The 21,493-nt window shown below is 68.8% G+C and carries 21 protein-coding genes; 3 read left to right on the forward strand and 18 right to left on the reverse strand.

Features of this window, described 5'->3' with window-relative positions:
• Together OV427_RS50435 and OV427_RS50440 are read left to right on the forward strand one after the other, a co-directional pair.
• Complete coding sequence (locus OV427_RS50435; protein ID WP_267863713.1) at nt 1-3,162, forward strand: efflux RND transporter permease subunit; 3,162 nt, start codon at nt 1-3, stop codon at nt 3,160-3,162.
• Nucleotides 3,159-3,500 carry a P-II family nitrogen regulator gene (locus tag OV427_RS50440; RefSeq protein WP_267863714.1) on the forward strand — a complete coding sequence of 114 codons (342 nt, stop codon included), beginning with the start codon at nt 3,159-3,161 and terminating at the stop codon, nt 3,498-3,500. The genes OV427_RS50435 and OV427_RS50440 overlap by 4 nt, the downstream gene beginning before the upstream one ends.
• 2,095 nt (nt 3,501-5,595) lie before the next feature.
• Here the strand turns inward: OV427_RS50440 and OV427_RS50445 are convergent.
• Genes OV427_RS50445 through OV427_RS50460 form a run of 4 tightly spaced genes read right to left on the reverse strand, consistent with a single transcriptional unit; the run spans nt 5,596 to nt 7,819 of the window.
• Nucleotides 5,596-6,018 carry a hypothetical protein gene (locus OV427_RS50445; protein WP_267863715.1) on the reverse strand — a complete coding sequence of 141 codons (423 nt, stop codon included), beginning with the start codon at nt 6,016-6,018 and terminating at the stop codon, nt 5,596-5,598.
• A 1-nt stretch (nt 6,019) separates the two neighbouring features.
• The gene (locus OV427_RS50450; RefSeq protein WP_267863716.1) at nt 6,020-6,352 is read right to left on the reverse strand and encodes a hypothetical protein; all 333 of its coding nucleotides are present in this window, start codon (nt 6,350-6,352) and stop codon (nt 6,020-6,022) included.
• A 20-nt stretch (nt 6,353-6,372) separates the two neighbouring features.
• On the reverse strand, nt 6,373-7,272 hold the full coding sequence (locus OV427_RS50455; RefSeq protein ID WP_267863717.1) for a hypothetical protein: 900 nt from the start codon (nt 7,270-7,272) through the stop codon (nt 6,373-6,375).
• A gap of 7 nt (nt 7,273-7,279) precedes the next feature.
• On the reverse strand, nt 7,280-7,819 hold the full coding sequence (locus OV427_RS50460) for a hypothetical protein (RefSeq protein WP_267863718.1): 540 nt from the start codon (nt 7,817-7,819) through the stop codon (nt 7,280-7,282).
• A 745-nt stretch (nt 7,820-8,564) separates the two neighbouring features.
• Here OV427_RS50460 and OV427_RS50465 point away from each other — a divergent pair.
• Nucleotides 8,565-8,693 carry a hypothetical protein gene (locus OV427_RS50465; RefSeq protein ID WP_267863719.1) on the forward strand — a complete coding sequence of 43 codons (129 nt, stop codon included), beginning with the start codon at nt 8,565-8,567 and terminating at the stop codon, nt 8,691-8,693.
• Between the two features lie 400 nt (nt 8,694-9,093).
• Here OV427_RS50465 and OV427_RS50470 read toward each other — a convergent pair whose 3' ends face one another.
• The 14 genes from OV427_RS50470 to OV427_RS50535 form a co-directional block, all read right to left on the reverse strand.
• Nucleotides 9,094-9,318 (reverse strand): hypothetical protein, encoded by a 225-nt coding sequence (locus OV427_RS50470; RefSeq protein ID WP_267863720.1) that lies wholly within the window; start codon nt 9,316-9,318, stop codon nt 9,094-9,096.
• A 553-nt stretch (nt 9,319-9,871) separates the two neighbouring features.
• Nucleotides 9,872-10,147 (reverse strand): hypothetical protein, encoded by a 276-nt coding sequence (locus OV427_RS50475; protein WP_267863721.1) that lies wholly within the window; start codon nt 10,145-10,147, stop codon nt 9,872-9,874.
• 268 nt (nt 10,148-10,415) lie between these two features.
• Complete coding sequence (locus tag OV427_RS50480) at nt 10,416-10,637, reverse strand: hypothetical protein (protein WP_267863722.1); 222 nt, start codon at nt 10,635-10,637, stop codon at nt 10,416-10,418.
• A gap of 184 nt (nt 10,638-10,821) precedes the next feature.
• Nucleotides 10,822-11,064: a hypothetical protein gene (locus OV427_RS50485; RefSeq protein WP_267863723.1), complete on the reverse strand. Its 243-nt coding sequence runs from the start codon at nt 11,062-11,064 to the stop codon at nt 10,822-10,824.
• 274 nt (nt 11,065-11,338) lie between these two features.
• A complete protein-coding gene (locus tag OV427_RS50490; RefSeq protein ID WP_267863724.1) occupies nt 11,339-11,764 on the reverse strand; it encodes a hypothetical protein in 426 nt (141 codons plus the stop codon).
• Between the two features lie 51 nt (nt 11,765-11,815).
• A complete protein-coding gene (locus tag OV427_RS50495) occupies nt 11,816-12,814 on the reverse strand; it encodes a DUF932 domain-containing protein (RefSeq protein WP_267863725.1) in 999 nt (332 codons plus the stop codon).
• A 144-nt stretch (nt 12,815-12,958) separates the two neighbouring features.
• Nucleotides 12,959-13,624, reverse strand: a complete 666-nt coding sequence (locus tag OV427_RS50500; protein WP_267863726.1) for a JAB domain-containing protein — start codon at nt 13,622-13,624, stop codon at nt 12,959-12,961.
• A gap of 176 nt (nt 13,625-13,800) precedes the next feature.
• Complete coding sequence (locus OV427_RS50505; protein WP_267863727.1) at nt 13,801-14,154, reverse strand: hypothetical protein; 354 nt, start codon at nt 14,152-14,154, stop codon at nt 13,801-13,803.
• Nucleotides 14,155-14,542: 388 nt separating this feature from the next.
• Complete coding sequence (locus OV427_RS50510; RefSeq protein WP_267863728.1) at nt 14,543-16,417, reverse strand: type IV secretory system conjugative DNA transfer family protein; 1,875 nt, start codon at nt 16,415-16,417, stop codon at nt 14,543-14,545.
• 955 nt (nt 16,418-17,372) lie between these two features.
• Entirely contained in the window at nt 17,373-17,594 is a 222-nt protein-coding gene (locus tag OV427_RS50515) for a hypothetical protein (protein WP_267863729.1), read from the reverse strand.
• A gap of 717 nt (nt 17,595-18,311) precedes the next feature.
• Nucleotides 18,312-18,563: a hypothetical protein gene (locus OV427_RS50520; RefSeq protein ID WP_267863730.1), complete on the reverse strand. Its 252-nt coding sequence runs from the start codon at nt 18,561-18,563 to the stop codon at nt 18,312-18,314.
• Nucleotides 18,545-18,841 carry a hypothetical protein gene (locus OV427_RS50525; RefSeq protein WP_267863731.1) on the reverse strand — a complete coding sequence of 99 codons (297 nt, stop codon included), beginning with the start codon at nt 18,839-18,841 and terminating at the stop codon, nt 18,545-18,547. Before OV427_RS50525 ends, OV427_RS50520 begins: the two co-directional genes overlap by 19 nt.
• Nucleotides 18,842-19,067: 226 nt before the next feature.
• Complete coding sequence (locus OV427_RS50530) at nt 19,068-19,298, reverse strand: hypothetical protein (protein WP_267863732.1); 231 nt, start codon at nt 19,296-19,298, stop codon at nt 19,068-19,070.
• Nucleotides 19,299-19,807: 509 nt separating this feature from the next.
• A complete protein-coding gene (locus OV427_RS50535) occupies nt 19,808-21,034 on the reverse strand; it encodes a replication-relaxation family protein (protein WP_267863733.1) in 1,227 nt (408 codons plus the stop codon).
• Nucleotides 21,035-21,493 lie beyond the last annotated feature (459 nt).

Raw genomic sequence — 21,493 nt, forward strand, 5'->3', positions numbered from 1 at the left:
ATGTTCGACAAAATCATCCACTTCTCCATCAAGAACCGCTTCCTCATCTTCGTCCTGACGGCCGTCCTCATCGGCTTCGGACTCAACGCGCTGAGAAACCTGCCCATCGACGCAGTCCCAGACGTCACCAACGTGCAGGTGCAGGTGCTCACCACCTCGCCGGGCCTGGGGCCCGTGGAGGTGGAGAAGTTCGTCACCGTGCCCGTGGAGACGGCAATGAGCGGGCTGCCGGACACCGAGGAGATTCGCTCGGTTTCCAAGTTCGGCCTCTCCGTCGTCACCGTCGTCTTCAAGGACGAGGTGAACATCTACTTCGCGCGCCAGCTGGTGCAGGAGCGGCTCACCACGGCGAAGGAGAGCATTCCTCCAGGCTACGGCACGCCGGAGATGGGCCCCATCTCCAGCGGCCTGGGCGAAATCTACCAGTTCGAGGTGAAGGGCGAGGGGAAGAGCCCGATGGAGCTGCGCTCCATTCTCGAGTGGCAGATTTCCCCCCGGCTTCGCGGTGTACCCGGCGTCGTCGAGGTGAATGCCTTCGGCGGGGAGCTGAAGACCTACGAGGTGCAGCTGGACCCCGCGCAGCTCTCGGCTCACGGCCTGTCGCTGGAGCAGGTCTTCCACGCGCTGGAGGAGAACAACGCCAACGCCGGAGGCGCCTACATCACACGCGCGCAGGAGCAGGTGCTCATCCGCGGAGAAGGCATCGTCGAGACTCTGGACGACATCGCCAGCATCGTCGTCTCCACCTCGTCTCAGGGCACGCCCATCTACATCCGCAACGTGGCCGAGGTGAAGTTCGCGCCCCAGGTGCGCCAAGGTGCCGTCACCCGCGACGGGAAGGGTGAAGCCGTCACCGGCATCGTGATGATGCTCATCGGCCAGAATTCGCGTGCGGTGGTCAACGACGTGAAGGCCGTCGTCGAGGAAATCCGTCCGACGCTTCCGCAGGGCGTAACCATCGACACCTTCTACGACCGCACGGACTTGGTGCGAAAAACCATCCACACGGTGGCCAAGAATCTCATCGAGGGCGGCCTCCTGGTGGTGGTGGTGCTCTTCCTGATGCTGCGCAACCTGCGCGCCGGCCTCATCGTGGCAAGTGCCATCCCACTCTGCATGCTAACGGCCTTCATCGGCATGCGGGAGCTCGGCATCTCGGGGAATCTGATGAGCCTGGGCGCCATCGACTTCGGGCTCATCGTGGATGGCGCCCTCATCATCATCGAAAACTCCGTGCGACACATCGCCGAGAGAAACCACGAGCTCGGCCGTGCGCTAACCCGCGAAGAGCGGGACGAGGTGGCGTACCGCAGCGCCATCGAGATGGTGCGGCCCGCCTCCTTTGGCGTGGGCATCATCGCCGTCGTCTACCTGCCCATCCTCAGCCTCACCGGCATCGAGGGGAAGATGTTCCGCCCCATGGCCATCACGGTCATCTGCGCGCTCGCGGGAGCCTTCGTCCTCTCCCTCACGCTGGTGCCCGCGCTCGCCTCCCTCGTGCTGCCGCGCAAGGTGCAGGAGAAGGAGAGCTTCATCATCGTCGGGGCCCGCAGGGTGTACGAGCCCGCGCTGGCCTGGTGCCTCTCGCGCCGCAAGGCAGTGGTGGCAATCGCAGTAGCTGTCCTCGCTGTGAGCCTCGCGACGCTGCCCCTCCTGGGCGCCGAGTTCATCCCCCGCCTCGATGAAGGGGCGCTCGCGCTTCAAGCGTGGCGCGTGCCCTCGGTGTCGCTGGAGGAGTCGGTGCGGCAGACCACCCTCATCGAGCGCGTGCTCAAGCGCTTCCCCGAGGTGCAGACGGTGGTTTCACGAACGGGCCGGGCGGAGATTGCCACCGACCCCATGGGCGTCGAAATCTCCGACATCCTCGTGATGCTCAAGCCTCACGAGGAATGGACGACCGCGAAGGACCGCGACGGCCTCATCTCCGTCTTCGACGAGGCACTGCGCAAGGAAGTGCCCGGGAGCGTCTTCAGCTACTCGCAGCCCATCGAGCTGCGCGTCAGCGAGCTCATCTCCGGCGTTCGCTCCGACCTCGCCGTGAAGCTCTATGGCGAGGACCTGGACGTGCTGAAGAAGACGGGTGACCGGCTGGTGAGTGCACTCTCCAAGGTGCCCGGCGCGGCGGACGTGAAGGCGGAGCAGGTGGCGGGCCTGCCGGTTGCACGCATCCAGGTGGACCGCCAGGCCATTGCCCGTTACGGCATCAACGTCCGCCAGGTGCTCGACACCATCGAGACTATCGGGGGACGCGAAGTCGGCACGGTGCTGGAGGGCCAGAAGCGCTTCGCCCTGCAGGTGCGCTTCAAGCCGGACGCGCGCGCCACGGTGGAGGGGCTGGGGGCGCTGAAGGTGGCGACTGCCACCGGGCAGCTCATTCCCCTGTCCGAACTCGCAAGGGTGGTGGTGGAGGAGGGTCCGGCCCAGGTGAGCCGGGAGAACATCCAGCGGCGCATCACCATCGAGGGAAACGTCCGCGGGCGCGACTTGCAGGGCTTCGCGGCCGAGGCGCAGGCTGTCGTCGCGCGCGAGGTGAAGTTGCCGCCCGGCTACTGGCTCGAATGGGGCGGTCAGTTCGAGAATCTGCAGTCCGCGGGCCGCCGGCTCGCGATTGTGGTGCCGCTGACGCTCTTCCTCATCTTCGTGTTGCTCTACAGCAGCTTCGGTGCGGTGCGGCCGGCGGCGCTCATCTACCTCAACATCCCCTTCGCCGTGACGGGCGGGTTGCTTGCATTGCTGGTTCGCGGCATGCCGCTCTCCATCTCCGCGGCCGTGGGCTTCATCGCGCTCTTCGGCGTGGCCGTCCTCAACGGCCTGGTGCTGGTGAGCTACATGCGACAGCTTCGCCAGGAGGGACGCACCCCGGCGCAGGCCGCGCACGACGCCGCGCACCTGCGCCTCAGGCCCGTCCTCACCACCGCGCTGGTGGCAAGCCTGGGCTTCATCCCCATGGCCTTCGCCAGCGGTGCGGGCGCGGAGGTGCAGAAGCCGCTCGCGACAGTCGTCATCGGCGGCCTCCTCAGCTCCACGTTGCTGACGCTGCTGGTGTTGCCCACCGTCTACACTTGGTTTGACCGAGGCAGTCCGGTGGTGGCCCCTGTTCCCCCTGAGCAGTCCTCGGGCGCCGACGGACATCCCCGTGTTGCGGAAGGAGGCGTGTCATGAAGGAGATTCAGGCCATCATCCAGCCCTTTAAGCTAAGCGCCGTCACCGATGCGCTCCAGGTCATCCCCGGCGTGGGCGGCATCACAGCCATGGACGTGCGGGGCTTCGGGCACCAACGGGGCGAGAATGGCCTCGAGAAGCCCGCGCACGGCTCGGTCAACTACACACCGAAGGTCATGCTCGTGCTCGCCGTGCCGGACGCCGTGGTTGCGCCCGTCCTCGCCGCCATTGAGCGGCACGCCCACACCGGCAACCCGGGGGACGGGAAGGTCCTCGTCCTGCCGGTGGAGGATGCCCTGCGCGTCAGAACGGGCGAGCGAGGGGAAGGCGCGCTGTGAGGGCAACTTCCGGCGCGACCTCCGTGCGCGTGGCGGAACTCGCCGCATAGACCGAGGTAGCAAGCGCCGCGACACACGCGACACAGAGGGGATGGGCTCTCGGCTGTAGCCTCCCGTTTCCCCCTGACTGGCACGAGCAGCGAGGGGCGTCGGCACATGCTGGCGCCCTGCGTCGTTCACGTCAGCCGCAGCTTGGGTGCACAGGTGCCGAGGTTCCGAGGGCGAGCACCAAGTTGTCCCTGCTGGCGAGGTCCCTGCTCCACGCCCAGCCGATGGCGTTGTTTCCACAGAGTTCTAATCGGCCACCCATTCGTCGGAGGGAGAGGGCGCGTCGTGCAGGCAGCCACACGTGTCCATCTTTTCACGTATCTATTCACCTGCAGGCAGGTGTGGCGGCATCAGTCGGCCCCGGCGGGTGTCCAGACGCCTCTGCAGAAAGCCGGTCCGCAATCTCCCCAAGCTCTTGGTCCAAGGCATCCAGGTCGATGCCGGTAAGGCGGGCGTCGAGCCCCGCGGCCGCGAACGCGGGGGGCTTCGAGGTACAGGTGAGCGTCGCCTGACTCGGCGAGCTGCCGAACTCGAATCGCTGCCAGAGCCACTGCGAGCCGGCGAAGTTCTGCGGGCGTTATCTCGTTTGACGTCACGTCCTCAGTTAGTTGCTCGAGGTCCTGCCGGTATCATGCCTCGAAACATGCGACGTAGCAGCGACGTACGAGTCCGCGTGCTGGTTCCAGAGCTCACGGACCTTCTCATCGTCGGAGCTCGCGGTGTGGACAATGAACGGCGCCCATCTGGTGGTGGACGTGGGACGCCAACGCGGCGAGCGCCACCCGCAGTCGCAGCCGGCGGCCAGCATCTCTACGTAGTGCTCCTTGTCATCCATCGGGTACGAAAGCTCGCGAACGTAATTGGAACCCTTCGGTGAGCCGTCCTGCGTGACGAATCCGACCGCGAAGCCTTCGTGCCCGTGCAAGCCAAAGCGAGTGATTCCCATTTAAGACCGCCCTACTCCCGTATCAGGAGTGCTTCGAGTTGGGAGGACACTTCCTCGAGCCGAGAGCCTGCAGGAGAATCCAGAAAGCGTCTGCCACGAGTCGAGGTCAATCTCCCCACCTGGACTGTCGCCCCCGCTGGTTTCGCGCTCGCGCTGCACGAAAAGGAGTCCGGCCACAAAGACTGACGGCGTCGGTCGCGTGACAGGTGCTCTGCGCCGCGGCCGCCTGGCTGGCTGGCTGCCAGCGCAGCGAGAGCCACCTCCGGCGGCAGCGGTACTCCCCCGGGCAGCGGCATCGAGCGCAACGCGTGTCCCGTCGTGCTTTCGTGCCCTGCGGCAAGCGGAGGGGTAGTAGTGCCGAAGTCGCACGACTTACAGGCCCACAGTACGCACTCCTGCGAGGTTGTGGGACTCACCAGCTGCACCTCCCATCCCTCAGCATCAAAGCAGGTACTTAGGAGAACCCGCCAGAGGCCACCATCCCCCTGCGGGGGTAGATGTCAGCCGCCACTCATACGTGAGGGCGTCCGAGCCCCGGAGCGCAGGACGTAGCGGACCCACAACAGCCCGAGGAAGCACGCCACGCCCACCGTCGAAAAGAGAAAGCAGCACCCCGGGTGGTCAAGTAGCCACGCGTGGTAGGCCCGTAGTTGATGGTAGGAGTTCATCATTGGTGAGCGCTTCTTGGCGGGGGCCGCGAAGTGACGGGCGCCTCTCCAATCGAGGTCGGCGCAGCGTAGTACCTATGCGCCTCCCGGTGGTCGGGCGATAGGGCATCCCAACTGTGAACCAACCCGAGCCGTGTGAGCTGCCGCAACAGTGGATAGACGGCGATGGTCGGCAGGTCTCCCAGGTCGCCTGGGCGAGCCAGGCGAACACGGTCCGCAATCTCTGAGCCTCGAGCTGCCCCCAACAGTGTCGCCGCGTACACCGCCCGCGCGAGCGGCCCCACCTCGGGGCCCAACCGGGTCAGCACCTCCAGTCCCATCAGCACCCCACGGCGACGCTGGTGTCTTCGAGCGCGCACGAGCAAGCAGGCGACGCAAGACCCCAGAACCACGAGCACACACGCAAGCGCAGCGGTTGAGGGGAAAGTACGAATCATCGCGTGCCCCCCTCTCTATTTGAGCCCGCCGAGTCAGCACAGAGGGCGGCCCACGCGGGTGCAGACGTCTGTTGGGGTGTGGGCGGGCCGGAAATGTAGCGGACGAAGTTCTGAACGGACTCGAAGACGATGCACTCCGCGCCGTCTGGCCGGAGTGCGGTCCACCCTCGCCCCGGGACGTTGCCGTAGAAGTAGGCACCGGCGGCGCTGGTGGCCTCGGCGGCGGCGTAGAAGTCCTCCTCCCGCTTAGCAATCCCGTCGAGCAACGCGCCACCTGTCAGTGCGGTGACGACGCCGTAGCCGGGCCGTTGAGCACGGAGGCCGAGCTCCGGCTCAAAGCCCTCCACGTACCATCCACGAGCCTCGACTGCGCGGATGGTGCTGAGCACTGCCGACGTGTCGCTCCGTTCGGCACTCATGTCACGGCCTCGGGGTGCGACGAGCGGGCGGACTGCGCAGTTTCGAGGGCCGCTGAGGGGGGAGGGAGAGGAGGCAGCGCAACTCCGGACTCGAGGCGACGGGCAAGGCGAGGGCCGCCGCGGCCTTCCTGCTATCGAGCATCCCGTCGCGTGCCGCCTCGTAGGCGCGGTGGTACTTCGTTCCGAACATGTTGCCGGCGCGGCGCCAGTTCTGCCGCGCAACCTTCTCCGCGCTTTGCGCACGTTCGTACGCTTCGGCGCCAAGAATGAGGGCCTTGAGCACGCGGACTGTTCGCGCGGTGAGGAGCGGCATGGTGCGGTTGGGTCGATGCATTGGGGTCGTCCTTCAATCCATCAGGCAAATGAGCGGAGCGAGGGCGTGGTGTGCGCCTCTGAGGCCCGGATGGGCCCTCGTGACAGCTCGAGCTGCAGTCGCTCTCTCTGGGATGTGAGCCACCAGGCGTAGAAGCTCCGCAGCTCCATCGACGTGCCCTTGGTGGCCTCCCAGAGGTCTCGCAGCAATTCAGTGTCGTGCCAGCAGTAGAGGCGGACAGCCAGAACGTCCTCGGGCCGACCTCGCCGAAAGACCGCGGGCACCGACTCGGCGGGGTGCACGAGCGAAGTGAGAGGCAGCTTCCGCTTGCGGAGGAGCTCCCAGGCGTGGTCATCGAGCTTCCGAACCTTGGCCTGCTTGAGCCTCCATTGCAGCCAGTACATAAGGTCGAGCGTGCGAGCGTGCAACCGACGCTCACGGGCCTCGTCTCCGTATGCGCCCAAGACAACGTTGTCGAAACTCAGCCCGTTGTAGCTGATGACGGCTGCGTGGCGCAGCAGCGCGTCGACGAAGGGCACTGCCCTGCTCTCGTCCCACTCAGAGACAATGCCGACGCCATCAATCAACGTCGCAACGGCAAGGCGCTGGGCCCGGATGGGGTTCATCCTCGGATTACGGTCGACTGCCTCGCGGACGGACGCATCGGTCGGCATCCAAAGCGTCTCGCAGTCGGTATAGGCAGGGGGTGCCTCCGACAACAGCCAGAGCGGGAGTTCTGCCCCGACGTGGCGCAGGTAATCATAGCGCCGCTTGAGTGCCGGCAGCGCGTGCTGCACGGTGGGAGAGTGGAACCACTCTGCGAACTCGAGGCCTTGACGCCTGAGCTCCACGAGCGAGGGACTCGGGGCCGGCGCAGCCGTGGGCGCCGACGCACGAAGGAGCGTGGACAACAACTGGCGGGCAGACGGGAGGGTCAGCATGTGAGCCTCATGCGAAAAGGCACGTTCGAGACTGCGCCGCCGCGCGAGAGGCAACGCGGCGAGTCTCGGCACGCAGGAAGTGCCGAAGTGAAAGAGCGGCTTCCACGGCAGCAGTCAGCACCGCGACCAAGGTGCCATGCGTGCCGATTGCGCCCAAGCGGTTGAAGGCGAGGAAGGTGCCGACGGAGACGTCTGCAATGGCTTCGTACGCGAGCTCCGCCAGCGGAGCGTAAGCCGCGGAACTGCCCATTCCGGCAAAGGCGCGCGTGACTCTTCCGACCTTCCGCACGAGCGGACTGAGGACGGCAGGCCGGAGGTGGCCTTCTCCGTTCATCCCCGCGAGGCCCGCAGCGTGGATGAGTTCCTCGCCAAGATGGCGAAGGCGAGAGAGCAGCTCAAGCCGCCACTCTTCGTAGATTGGAGTCACCGGTAGAACGCCGTCCGTCCCGGCCAGCTTGACGAGGGCGATATCGGCCCTGGCTAGCAACAGCACGGTGCGAACGCGCTCGGCCTGGTAGTAGGCGCTGACAGGAGGAGTCGGAGGCACGGGGACACTTCATAGCACTATTTAGTGCCGAATACACACTAACAGGTGCGGACCCCAGAGAACGCATGACGGGGCTTGGGGCCAGGCGCTCGCGGACAGTCCGGGACGTGCGCCGCCCACCCTGACGGGCAGGCGGCGCAGCAGACGTCTAGCGGCCGGCGGCCGCCAACTCCGCACGGAGCTGAGCGAAGACCCGCTCGCACTCAGTGCTCGCGGGATTCAGCGGTCGAGCCGCCAGGGCGCGTGGGTCATCGGCCTTGATGACCGGGCACGTCCGGGCACTCGCTCCTGCGGAGGGCGAGTGCTTGATGATGCGGTTCATGCTGTACCTCGGTGCCGGCTTGGGACCGGCGGCAGCGCCCCGGGTCCGTCCCGAGTGCGTGTCGCTCCGCAAGAGATGCGGCAGCGACTGCACATACATACAACAGATGACAAAGACACACAACCAAGTATGTATGTCTTTCGGCGATGTCATGCGGTTCCGTGATGACGGAGGTGCGCGGCAAGGGCGCAGGGAGAGGACTCCTTGCCGACCGGCAGGTGTGGACGCCGCCGCTGCGCGGCCTACGTTGACGGGGCACCCGGAGGGCTGCCCACGGGAAGCTGGCAGGGAGGAGAGGGGTTTCCCCGAGCCGACTCGACAGCAGCAGCGGCAGAGCGCTCGGGGATCCACAGAGCGGGGGGAGGTTGAGCAGGGGTTAGAAGAAGCACTGAGGAGAAAGGTTGTCAGGCGTCGCGGAGGTCGATGAAGCAGAGCCGGCGCGAAGCGCCCCGGCCCCCGGCCCTGCGGGCCCCGAGGGCCCAGGGCCGCACGCGAGCCGCGCACGGCGAGCCGGAGCGGCTGCAGGAGCTGCTGCTCCGCGCGAGCGCGTAGCGCCAGCGTGAAGGCACCGGCCGGCGCGAAGCGCCCCGGCCCCTCCCCTGCGGGCCCCCAAGGGCCCAGGGCCGCACGCGAGCCGCGCACGGCGAGCCGGAGCGCCGAGGCCGCGGTGGGCACCGCCAGGTGCCGGAGCGGCTGCAGGAGCTGCTGCTCCGCGCGAGCGCGTAGCGCCAGCGTGGAGGACGCCGGCGCGAAGCGAGCCGGCCCCTGCCCTGCGGGCCCCCGAGGGCCCAGGGCCGCACGCGAGCCGTGTCGGCCTCGTGCGTGCCGAGCATCGCGGAAGACTGCGAGGGCGACAACGCGCACCGCAGGAGCGCGGGGCGGAGCGAAAGCGGTACGAGGTTCGGAACGTACGGTGGCGCGGCGCCCCGAAGGGCGCCGCGTGAGGACGCGGTCAGCAGCCCTCGGGAGGCGGACCGAAGTCGTCGTCATCGCCCCCATCGTCGAGGCGCCCCAGCCTCCCGGAGAAGAGCAGCTCCGTCAGGGGGTCGAGCAGCACGTCCTTCCTGTGCGCGTCGAGGGAGGCGACGCCGTCGGGCAGATCCGGGAGAATCTCCTCGGTGGACTCGTCGAGCTGCTGCGCGTCCTGCGGGGTGGGCTCGTCGGGAATGAAGTGCATCGTCGTGTCCTCCGTGGTGGAGCGGCGACCTCGCCACCCTCACCCGGAACGGGGGTGGCGAGTCGTGCTCCAAGCGACGCGGCGGGGGCCGTTGCCATGTGCCGAGCCTTTGGGCGGAGGGCGTGCCAGGGGCTGTTTCCTGGCGCGACCGAACGCGCTCGGCACGTGGCGCTGTTAGGCCCCCGCCGTGGCGCGTCCTTAGGAGGACACACGGCACTGCATCCGAGACCCGCCGCCGGCCGTGCAGTCAGTCGGCGGCGACCGCCAGGGGACGGCGCCACTCCCCTGCTGTCGCACGGACGGTTGCGGGGGACGTCAGGGCAGTGAGGCGGGAGGGTGAGGATGACGTGCGGGCGCAGACGTCTGCGGGCGGTGGCGAACACGTCCGAGCTTGAGGAGAGTGCGGGCCAGCGCTGCAGCGGGAGGTTTGGGAGCGGCACGGAGGACCACGCCGGCGCACCGGAAGAAGAAAGGGCGCGAATGCGGTGCCGGGGAGGCAGGGAGGAAACAGCCAAAGAGCGCTCCTCGGTGTGAGAGGAGCGCCCCAGGCGTGTCAGCACCGGAAGATGACGAGGGTAAGGACGGCGTCCGCATCCAGGTCCGCGGGGGGCGCCGCAGGAGCCGTCCGGGAGTAGGTACCGATGCGGAGGAGCTCGGCGGCCGCCTCGGGCGAGGGGCAGTAGCCGGACTCGCGGGTGTTCGGGCCGCAGCGGCAGGACGTTCCCACGTACCAACCCGCGGCGCTCTGCATCACCTGCGGCTCGAAGGTCTGCTGGCACTCGTCGCAAAAGGTGGGGGCGCCGCTGTGAAGAGTCTCGCCGGGAAGCATCGGTGTGTCCTTTTGTGGTGGGGCCGCGACTTCGCCGCCCTCACCCGGAACGGGGGCGGCGAGGTGTGCCCCAAGCGTCGGGACAGGGGCCGTTGCCGCATGCCGAGCCTTTGGGCGGAGGGCGTGCCAGGGGCTTCTTCCTGGCGAGACTGAACGCGCTCGGCATGCGGCGCTGCCAGGCCGCTGCCCCGACGCGTCCACAGGAGGACCGCCGTGCATGGAGGGCAGACGCGCGGGAGCGGATGGCCGTGCCGTGGCTGTGAGCGCCCTAGCGCATGAAGGGCAAGTCGGGGATGGACTGCTGTCGCACGCGGACGGCCTTCGCCCGCAGGGCGACGGCCGCCTCACGGTGAGCTGCCTCCCGGGCGGCGTCACCTTCGGCAAGCGCAAGCTCGGCCTCGGACAGCTCGCGGTCGGCATGGGCTTCCAACGCGGCCGCATACCGCTCGAGGAAGGCATTCAGCTTTCGGACGGAGTCAGACTCGTGCACGCCGCGCCTCCTTCTGTGGCTCGCTGAAGCGGCGGGACAGCGGCAGTCGACTGCGCGCGGCGACGAGGCTGGAGCACGTCATAGGCAGCACGGAGGTGGAGGGCAAGGGCGCCCGCCGCGGGCGCGCGTGGCGGCACCGCGGGCGCGCACCCGGCCGGTGAAGCGGCCGGGCGTGCCGCTGGAGCTACACGGCGAGGAAGCGAGACACCTGCCGCTCGAAGCTGGCGGCCTCGAGGTCGTAGTCTTCCGCTCGCTGGAGGTCCTTCGCACCGAGGGCATCGTTGCCGGCGGCGTAGGCCTTCGCGGCAAGGCGCGTAGCGCGCGCGGCGCGGGCCCGGAGCTCTGCGGCGGCGGCCTTGGCACCGTCGAGGGTGTACTCCGTGGTGCCGATGACGATGACGGGCTCGGTGGAAGCGGGCTGCGACATGGTGTCCTCCAGGTGGTGGGGAGCGGCGTCCTCGCCGCCCTCACCCGGAACGGGGGCGGCGAGGCGCAGCTCCTGTAGCGAGCCGCCCCGGGGCCGTTGCCACGCGCCGAGCCTTTGGGCGGAGGGTGTGCCAGGGGCCGTTTCCTGGCGCGACCGAACGCGCTCGGCGCGTGGCGCTGTCAGGCCCCGGGGCGGCCGCGTCCACCTGAGAGGACACCGGGCACCGCGGGCACCTGGTGCCGAGCTGACTGTGCAGGCACCAGGCGGACGGCTGTCAGTCGGTGGACTCCGTTGGGGCCACGAGTCCCGCGCTGCGGACCACCCGGAGGAAGGCCTCGGAGTCGCCGGAGAGCAGAGCCTCGCGGACACTTCGGCTCGGGGGGACTGTCTCCGGGGTGGGTTGCAGCGGGTCCTTCTGCGTACGCGGGTCGAATCCGAGCTCTGCCAGCACGGCGCGCTCGATGCGGACCAGTGCCTCGGCGTCACGCATCGTCAGCTTCCGCGCCGCCGCGGCCCGCGTTGCAATGTCGGTGAGGCGCGCCGCACGCTCCTCGAAGGCGGCGCCGCCAGCAAGGTTGACCATGAAGGAGAGAGGGACGAAGGGCACGTTGGCGGCATGGGCCGCGCGAAGTTGCTGAATGAGTTCAGCACGGCGCGCCAGCTGCGCGCGGGTGAGCGGCTGCGACTTGGGAATGGACATGGACGGAATGTGCGGCCCGCCCACGAGGAGCGGGCCGCGCGTGGAGGGTTGTCAGGCCGCGACGGGGAGCGCGCTGGGGGTGCGCACGTAGATGCCCGTTTGCGTCAGGATGTGGCCCAGGGCCCGGGAAACCTGCGTGGCCCCCTCCCCCACCGTCGCGGACATGAGCCGGCGCGCGGTGCGCTTGCTGGCGGCGCCCTCGTCGATGGGGGCTTTGAGCTTCGCGAACTCCGTCCACGCCTGGAGCGCGCCGTAGCCAGTGCCGAGGAGGGGCGCGTCGGCGCCGGTGAAGGTGTCGAACAGGTTGGAGACGGCCGCGCGGTCCTTTTCCAGCCGGGGATGCGGCTTGTTGTCCTTCGGGACGGGAATGAGCGCGTCGATGACGGCGGTGTGCATCTCCTTCGTGTAGCGATGGCCCACGAGGACGTTGCACATCTCCTCGAACTCCTTCATTTCCGTCGTCATGTACCTGAACGCACGCGCGGCCTCTTCGAGGCGCGCCTCCGCGTTGGCGGTGTGACGGATGCACCACCGCGCCCCGCCCCGCTCCTTCAGCGCCGCGCCGAGGGTGTTGCGGCACACGACGCGGGTGGCGACGTTGGCGAGGATGGCGGCGGACAGCCCGTCATGTGCGGTGGTGAGGACCACGTACTTGCGAGTTTCGGAGGAGTCACCCCTGACGCGAATCGGCTCGGGAAGCTCCGCGAGCATCCACCCGCGCACGCCGTTGGGGCCGAGGGTGCCCGCCGTGTGCCAGATGGCCTGTACGTCGTGGGCGGCAATCAGGCCAGCCCGTGCAAGCTGCTCGAATTGGAGCGGGCAGTAGTCAGTGCCGACGGTGGAGAGGTAGGCGCGGGTGTCGGCGCGGCGCAGGGCCTTGCGGTCCGGGATGATGAAGCCGTCTTCGAGCTTCAGGGCCTCTTCGTAGACGTCGTAGAAGCCGGCCGCGTCGCGGACGTCCTCCCAGGTGCCGTTGGCGGGGAGATGCGTCCCCAACCCGTGCCAGGGCGTTTCCCCGGCGTAAACCATCTTCTCGATTGCTGCGGGCATTGCGACCTCTGAACCGGCTTGGCGCCGGTGGTGAAGCGCCCGGGTCCTTCCCGGGCGGGGCGCTGGCGGCGTTGTCGCCGTCAGCGTGAAAACAGTTCTACCAGGAGGGTCTGACACACACTTCCGGACAACCCACCTACGACGTCACTCGACGGAGTCAGGAAACATGCCGCGCTCTGCAAGCGAGACATGCCCCTTTCCCCCAATGACGACATGGTCCAGCACCTTCACGTTGAGGAGTGCCGCCGCCTTGCAGAGGTAGCGCGTGAGGGCCAGGTCCTGCGCGCTCGGCTCCGGGTCTCCAGAGGGGTGGTTGTGCGCGAGGATGACGGCGACGGTGCCCGACGTACCGAGGGCAGGGGCGAAGACGTCGCGGGGCGAGACAGCACAGCTAGAGACCGTGCCCCTGGCAACGCGCACGTCTCGAATGAGGACGTTGCGCGCGTTGAAGCACAGCACGTGGAAGACTTCGTAGGGCAGGTGGGCAATGCGCGGCCCGAGGTACTCGGCAACCGTGTTGGGCTTGTTTAGCTTGGGGCGCACGTCGGGCGCGGCCAGCATGCGCAGGCCCAATTCCCGGGAGGCGGCGACGCGGCGGAGGAGGGCCTCCTTGCCGCCGAGTGCGGTGCCGAGGTCCTGGGGAGACGCGCGGGTGACTGCGAAGAGGCCGCCAAACTCGGACAGGACGGAGGTTGCGACGTCCAGCGAGAGGCCGAGGCCCAGGGCGAGGAGTTCCGCATCGGAGAGGCTGCCGGGCCCTTCGGTGTCGAAGCGGGCGAGCGTCTCTGGAGGAAGGGCGGGCGTGGGCATTGCGACCTCTGGGCCGGCTTGGCGCCGGTGGTGAAGCGCCCGAGTCCGTCCCGGGCGAGGCGCTGGCGGCGTGGGCGCCGTCCAACGTGAAAACAGTTCTACCAGGGGGGTCTGACATACAATCACAGACACGTACTCACCCGCCACACAGACGTCTGCGCGGCGGGGCCGCGCAATCACGCCTGCGACAGCGGCAAGGGAGATGCTGCCGGCGGCGGCACGTCGCAGTCGCGGGGCGGCGTCATGATGACGTCGTCCCCGTGGAGGAAGGCGCCGCACGCGCCGCAGGAAAGGCCCGTGTCCACCTTGGTGTCCGAGTAGTCGGTGTAGTCGTCCAAGTGGAGAGGCGGCCCGGCGTCGGGCACCTTCGCCCCAATCTCGGAGAAGGTGAGGCCCTGGACGGAGAAACCGACACCTTTGGGGCCTCGAAGGGGCTTGCGGCAGTTCGGGCAGTCGTCTGGGAGTTCCACGACTTCACGGCGGCGGGTGATGCGGACAGAGGAAAGCTCCATGTCCAACTGAAACGGCATGTCAGCCTCAAGGCCGGCGTGGGGCCGGCAGGTGGCGTGCCCGAGTCCTTCCCGGGTAGCGACGCGTGCGCGCAGCGCATGCGCATGAGTGGGTGTATCACTCATGTCTGACATTGCAGAGCGCGCCGTAAAGACAGACGTATGCGCCGTAGGGCAGTCCTCGCCTTGGCGAGGAACGGTAGCGGGAGGGCGGGAGCGGCGGGCGCCGTCAGGGACGCGCGAAGGCGCGCCGCTGAAAGCGGGCGGCAGCTCCTTGACGGGGACGGCCGCGGACGGCAGGTGCGTCGTGCACGGCAGTCGTCTGGACGGCCTCGGGCTGTTTCGGAATAGGAGAAGACGGTGGAGCCGTCCGGCAGTTGCAGTTGCCGCGCGCGGGACGCTGAGTGAGTTACGCGTCGAAGGGAGGCGCTTTCAGAAACTTTTCCTCGAGGCGCAAGCCCGGAGTGCCGGCCTGCACACGGCGCTGAAGAGGGAAGTCAGCTTGCAGAGGAGGAAGACGGGCGTAGTTGACGGGAATGGGGCCCTGCTTGCTGACGCACCACCCCTGCCCTCGTGGAGCGAGATTTTTGATTTCGTTGGGGTGGAGGCGAAACGTCTCGACGAGCTTCACGGAGGCATCCCCGGTGAGGAGCGATGTCCAGAGGGCCCCCTGTTGGCGACGAACGGTGGACTGGTGCACCTGGTGGGTGCCGACGGACTTGGCAATTTGCTCGCAAAGGGCAGGGTTGGACTGCCGGAGGACGTCCTTCCACAGGGTGTTGTCCCAGACGGCGGAGGCGAATTCCTTGGAGACGAGCTCCAGGTCAGCGATGGACTGGTGCGCGAGGAGGAAGCGCACCTTAGCGTCGCGCAGCTTGTTGAGGCTGTCGACGACGCGCATTTCAGCGAAGGTATAGAACTCGTCGACGTGGGCGCCGAAGTACTGCTGGTTGCGCGTCGTCCGGTGCACCTGGCGCAGGGAGCCCTGCTGCTGCAGGTCCATGAGGAGGACCTTTCCCAGGGCTGGGGCCTGGATGGGGAAGAGGTTGGAGGGCAGCTGCGCGTACAGCACCTGGTTCTTCTCGAGGAGGTCCTCGAAGGTGAAGTCGGGGGCGTATGCGTTGACGAGAGGAGAGCGGAACTTGTCGGCTGCGCCGATGAGGCCGGACATGCACTTCTGCACGTCCCTGCCCAGGTTCTGGATTTGGGCGGAGATTTCGCGCGCTGCCTCTTTGTCGAGGGAGCGACTGAGGCAGAAGGTGAGAGCCGCGGCGTAGGCGCCCGTGTTGCCGATGCCCTTGAGGCACACGGCCAAGTCCCGCATGGTGAAGACAAGGCCATTGCCGTCGGCGTCCACCATGCCGTGGAGCAACCGGCAGAGGTTGGTCCACATGATTTCGGCCTGGACGTTGTAGAAGACGTTGTCCCCCAGCGTGAGGACGGAGATGACTCTCTGGGCGACGGGCACCGGGTCGTCGCCAGGCTCCAGCACAACGGAAGGCGTGGTGGGAGCGCCCGGTTTCACGCGCCGCGGACGTACCCAGACCATGTTGTAGCGGTGACTCCAGATGTTGGAGTCGTTCCACGCCGGAAGGGCGAAGACGCGGAGCTCTGGAACGCGGTTGGCGATGGCGGCGAGGGCCTTCACCTCCACAATCTCCTCGTCGGAGCCCTTCGCGGAAATGACGAGGACGCCGAAGCCGTCCAAGAGGTCCTGCAGGACGGAGGGCCAGATGACGGAGGCCGTCTTTCCGCTGCCTGTCTCACCGAGGACGTGACGGTGCATCGTCTGCTCGACGTCGGAGATGTAGACAGGGTGCCACTCGACGGCGCGGAAGCGACGGCGGTGCGGCGTCAAGCCGACGAACTTATGGCTCGGAGGACGCCTGCGAATCTCCTCGATGAGGTCATAGGAGAGCGTTTCAAACCGGGTGGCGTCGGGGACGAGCTGCAGCCCGGTGAGGATGGGAAGGACGCGGTTGTACCAGAGGAGCAGATAGGACCGGTACAGGACGAGGCCGAGCCCGAGGAGGACGACACAGAGAAGGAGTCCTCCGACAGGGTGCGCGATGGCCCAGGCGCGAAGCGGGACGTAGTACGGCAGTGCGAAGGAAAAAAGGCGGTGGGGAAGGGAGAGGAAGGGATTGGAGGAGAGGGAGGACGCGGGAGAGGCCTGGACGGCCGTCTCGAGGAGGCCAATTGAGACGAGAGCCAGCAGCAGGCCCGTGGTGAGGGGACTGGCGGAATCCGGAGGACCGTCGACGGAAGCGTCCTTGTTGCTCATGGGAACCTCGGCATCAGGAAACGCGGATTTAGCACTATTTAGTGCAAACAGACGGATTTAGTCGGCGGAGAGGAGATCTCAGCGGGCGAGTCAGAGAGGTTCAGCGCTGCTGTCAGGCCGCGGTGGCACTATCTGGTGCCGGAGCGGACGCAGGTGCAGGTCCTCCACGCGAGCGCGCCAGCGCCAGCGTGGAAGGCACGGCCGGGCCGAAGCGCCCCGGCCCCTGCCCCGCAGGCCCGGCAGGGCCGCAGCGGAGAAGCTCCGAGCGAGCGCGCCAGAGCGAGCGTGGAAGGCACGGCCGGCGCGAAGCGCGCCGACCCCCTGCCCCGCAGGCCCGTCAGGGCCGAAGCGAAGAAGTTCCGCGCGAGCGCGTCGGCGCCAGCGTGGGAGGCACGGCCGGAGCGAAGCGCCCCGGGCAACCCTGCCCCGCAGGCCCCAAAGGGCAGCAGCGGAGCAGCAGCTTCACGCTAGCGCGCCAGCGCCAGCGTGGAGGGCGCGGCCGGAGCGAAGCGCCCCGACCCCTGCCCGGCAGGGCCGGCAGGGCCGCAGCGGAGCAGCAACTCCACGCGAGCGTGCCAGCGTCAGCGTGGAGGGCGCGGCCGGAGCGAAGCGCCCCGGCCACCATACCCGCAGGCCCCTCGGGGCCCAGGGCCTCGAGAGAGCCGCCGGCGGCGAGCGCTGCACCCAGGCCGCAGTGGGCACCACCTGGTGCCGGAGCGGACGCAGGTCCAGGTCCTCCACGCGAGCGCGCCAGCGCCAGCGTGGAGGGCAAGGGCGGCGCGGCGCCCCGGCCCCCCTGCCCCGCAGGCCCGTCAGGGCCCGGGGCGTGGCCCGAGCCGGGAGAGCGTGGGCGCCGAGGAGCTCAATATTTGGGTGGAGCGAAAACGGTACGAGGTTCGAAACGTGCGGCGGCGCGGCGCCCGGGAGGGCGCCGCGTGCGGACGCGGCGCTGCGTTCAGTAGCCCTCGGGAGGAGGACGCAAGTCGTCGTCGCCCCCGTCGTCGAGGCTCCCCCGCGCCCCGGAGAAGAGGGCCTCCATCAGGCGGTCGACCAGCACGTCCTTCCTGTGCGCATCGAGCGAGACGACGTTGTCGGGCAGGTCCGGGAGAATCTCCTCGGTGGCCTCGTCGGGCTGCTGCGCGTCCTGCGGGGTGGGCTCGTCGGGAATGAAGTGCATCGTCGTGTCCTCCGTGGTGGAGCGGCGACCTCGCCACCCTCACCCGGAACGGGGGTGGCGAGTCGTGCTCCAAGCGACGCGGCGGGGGCCGTTGCCATGTGCCGAGCCTTTGGGCGGAGGGCGTGCCAGGGGCTGTTTCCTGGCGCGACCGAACGCGCTCGGCACGTGGCGCTGTTAGGCCCCCGCCGTGGCGCGTCCTTAGGAGGACACACGGCACTGCATCCGAGACCCGCCGCCGGCCGTGCAGTCAGTCGGCGGCGAGCGCCAGGGGCACAGCACCACTCCTCGGCGTTCGCACAGACGTCTGCGGGGGACGTGAAAGCAGGAGCGGGAGGCCATGGCACGGTCGAGCGCAGGCGATGAGGTCGGCGACCAAGAACGGCGTGAGAACTCAGCGTTCAGCTGTGGGGTGGCAATTGTCGGTGTCGTCCCAACGAGAGGCACGCGTCCCGCATCGCCCAAGGGTGGAGGCCGGCGTGGCAGAAAGCCGGCCACCGTGCCGGCTTAGCGACGCGCTGCGGACGCGAGACAGAGCCAGCGTGGAGGCACGGGCAGCGCGGAGCGCCCCGGCAGGGCCGCCAGGTGCAACGCCCGCGGCACCACCGGCGCGCGCTCCCAGCGCGAGGATCTGGAGCAGCAGCTCCACGCGCGCGCGCCAGCGCAGCGTGGAGGCACGGCCGGCGCGGAGCGCCCCGGCCACCCTGCCCTGCCGGCCCGTCAGGGCCCAGAGCAGCACGCGAGCAGCAGCTCCACGCGCGCGCCAGCGCAGCGTGGACGCACGGCCGGCGCGGAGCGCACCGGCAGGGCCGCCAGGAGCAACGCCCGCGGCACCACCGGCGCGCGCTCCCAGCGCGAGGACCTGGAGCAGCAGCTCCACGCGCGCGCGCGCCAGCGCAGCGTGGACGCACGGCCGGCGCGGAGCGCACCGGCCACCCTGCCCTGCCGGCCCGTCAGGGCCCAGGGCAGCACGCGAGCAGCAGCTCCACGCGCGCGCGCCAGCGCAGCGTGGAGGCACGGCCGGCGCGGAGCGCCCCGGCCACCCTGCCCTGCCGGCCCGTCAGGGCCCAGAGCAGCACGCGAGCAGCAGCTCCACGCGCGCGCCAGCGCAGCGTGGACGCACGGCCGGCGCGGAGCGCACCGGCAGGGCCGCCAGGAGCAACGCCCGCGGCACCACCGGCGCGCGCTCCCAGCGCGAGGACCTGGAGCAGCAGCTCCACGCGCGCGCGCCAGCGCAGCGTGGAAGGCACGGCCGGCGCGGTGCGCCCCGGCCACCCTGCCCTGCCGGCCCGCCAGGGCCCAGGGCCAGTTGCGACCGGGGCGAGGGGCGTCGCCACAGAAGGCGCGGCAGGCACCGTCAGGTGCCAGCTCAGCTCCAAGTGCTGCTCGACGCGAGCGCGCCAGCGTCGAGCGAAGAAGCGATCCGCCGAAAGCTCGGGACGCCGCCCCGGCCGCACGGCCGGGGCGGCGGGGCAGTTAGGCAGCCTCCGCAGTCCCCGACGCGTCACCCGCCTCGTCCTTGGCATCGGCGGTGCGGAGTTGGAGCTTGCCGTCGAGCGGCAGAACGTCGAGCAGGACGTTGATGCTGCCGTCCTTGTTGACGAAGGCCGAGCCGGCTTTGGTCCAGTAGGTGCGCCCGTTGCGCTCGCGAGCGGAAAAGACGTTGAGACGGGTGCCCTTCTCGAGGTCGGAAATCTTCTGCGTCATGGTGTCCTCCAGGTTGGGGCGGCGTCCTTGCTGCCCTCACAAGGTGATGGGGCGGCAAGGCGTCGCCACGAAGCAGCCGGAGGTGGGCCGTGCCGGGTGCCGAACCGTGAGGCGGAGGGCGTGACAGGACGCTGTATCCTGGCGCGACCGAACGCGAGAGGCGCCCGGGGTTGTAAGGCCCGACGCCGGCGCGAACCCAGGAGGACACCTCGCAAGAAGGTGAAGTCGGGATGGGCCGCGTGGACGCTGAATGCTCAGGGGTGCGCACAGACGTCTGCGGAAGCAGCAGTGCATGCGGCCTCGAAGCTGGCGGCAGCCCCACGTTCACCGCTCGGGCCTCCGGTGGCGCCGGCACTCGGGAGTGTGCGAGAGCGCAGTGTGACGCTCACAGGCCGCGACTCGGCGCGCACTCGGCCCCGGGCGCTTCGGCGAGGAGTCCGCCCCCGCCTAGGCAGAGACCGAGAGGACAGCTGACAAAAGCCGATGCCGACAACTGCCCTGTGGACCAGTCAGCGCCGAAGGCGCTCGAGGAGCTTGTGAACCTCGGCAATTCGCGCCGGGTACTCGGGCGGCGTCGCACCTTGAGCTCGGGCGGTGTCCCGGAGCGTCTTGAAGGCCGACTGCGTCGCCCCGTAGAAGTCGACCAGGAGCTGGATCTCGTTGCGCGACAGTCGCGGCAAGGCCTCGGGCTCTGGACCCGACGGGCGGGGAGGCGCCGCGCTCGCCAGCGACTGCACGTGCTGGACGGCCCCGGCCACCTGGGCCACACGAACCACGGGCGGCCGTCTCCCAGGGTTCGCCTGCTGCCACGTGGCCAGGGCTGGTTCCACCGCGGACGCGACGGTGCGCTCGCGTGCGGCGCTCTGCACGAGGAAGAGCAGCTCGGGGAGGAAACCGTCGGCGAAGGACTGATCGTAAAACGTCCGGTTGACGCCGAGCGGGTCGACGTCGGCGCCCTCGTTCAGGAAGCTCGCGTAGCGCGTGAGCTTGTTCAGAGTGGAGCCAGGGGCGTCGGCGACGAGCGGCGAGACGGTCTGAGTCCCCATCTCGCATTCAACGAAGAGCCGGACGCGGGCCGCGGGCACCTCGAGGATGGCGTCGGGTCGGAGCTCCCGGGAGTGGCGGACGTTCTTCGCCTGGTCGTACTCACTCCAGGGCCGCTGCGCGGAGTCGGAGGCAATCCAGCGGTAGCGCGGGTCATCCGCGTGTGCGAAGTCGGAGACTCGTGCCATGGGGGGCAGGCTACGTGACGCCTCGCCGCGAAGGCCGGGCTCCGAACGAAGCCCGGCGGCGAGCAGTTGCACCAGCAGCTCCGTGGTCGCGAGGGCATGGGCCATGAACTGAGGCGCCGTGTCCCTGTTGGGGCGCTTCACCAGGCCGAGCAGGTCCTCGGCGACGCGGTAGCCTGTGTCCGTGAGCGCCCAGGCCTGCCGCGGCGTCCCGTCCGGGAAGCGAGCCTCGATGGAGCGCACGAAGGGCGGCCAGGAGGCGCCACCGGACTCGTCAGCAAGCTGCCACAGCCGCACGCCCGCGCGGGTCCGATGACGGCCTGGGAAGCACAGCCGACCAATCTGGTCCGCATCCAGGTACCTCGCCACGGCGAGGAGGCCGAGCAGATGCCGGTCCCGCTCCTGGAGGCGCGGCGGCGAGGGAGGCCGAGTCCTGGGCCTTCCTCGGCCGCGCCGCGGTGCCAGAGGGACAGCGGCGGGAACCTGTCCTCCGTCACCAGCGCCCACAGGACACCTCCGCCCGCGGCGCCCCCGGGCCGCTCCTGCGTACGACTCGCCGAGGCACTGGCTGGCCCGGGCGACACCTGGCCTCCGAACCCGCGCCCCCGGGCCGCTTCTGGGTGCAGTTCGCTGAGGCGCTGGCTGGCCCGAGCGGCACCTGGCCTCCGAGACCAAACCGGGCCGGCGCTGAGCTCAGTCCCCGCCGACCCTCTTCGGCCCGGCCGGGCCCTGACCTCCGAGACTGGTCTTCTGTCGGCTGTTGTCGGTGTTTTCGGTTTTTGTAGTTCAATTCTACCTACCTACCCTTCAACTCTCTGTTCCTTCTCTTCTTAGACTCTTCTTACCTTTCATCACTTACACTGTACTACTTTCCTACACACTGTGTACTGCACACTCCTTGACCTTGGTCCCTTCCAAAACTCTCCCAACTTCCTGACTGGAAACCCTTACCCGACCCCCCCTATC

It is taken from the genome of Pyxidicoccus sp. MSG2 (assembly GCF_026626705.1).
GTDB lineage: Bacteria > Myxococcota > Myxococcia > Myxococcales > Myxococcaceae > Myxococcus.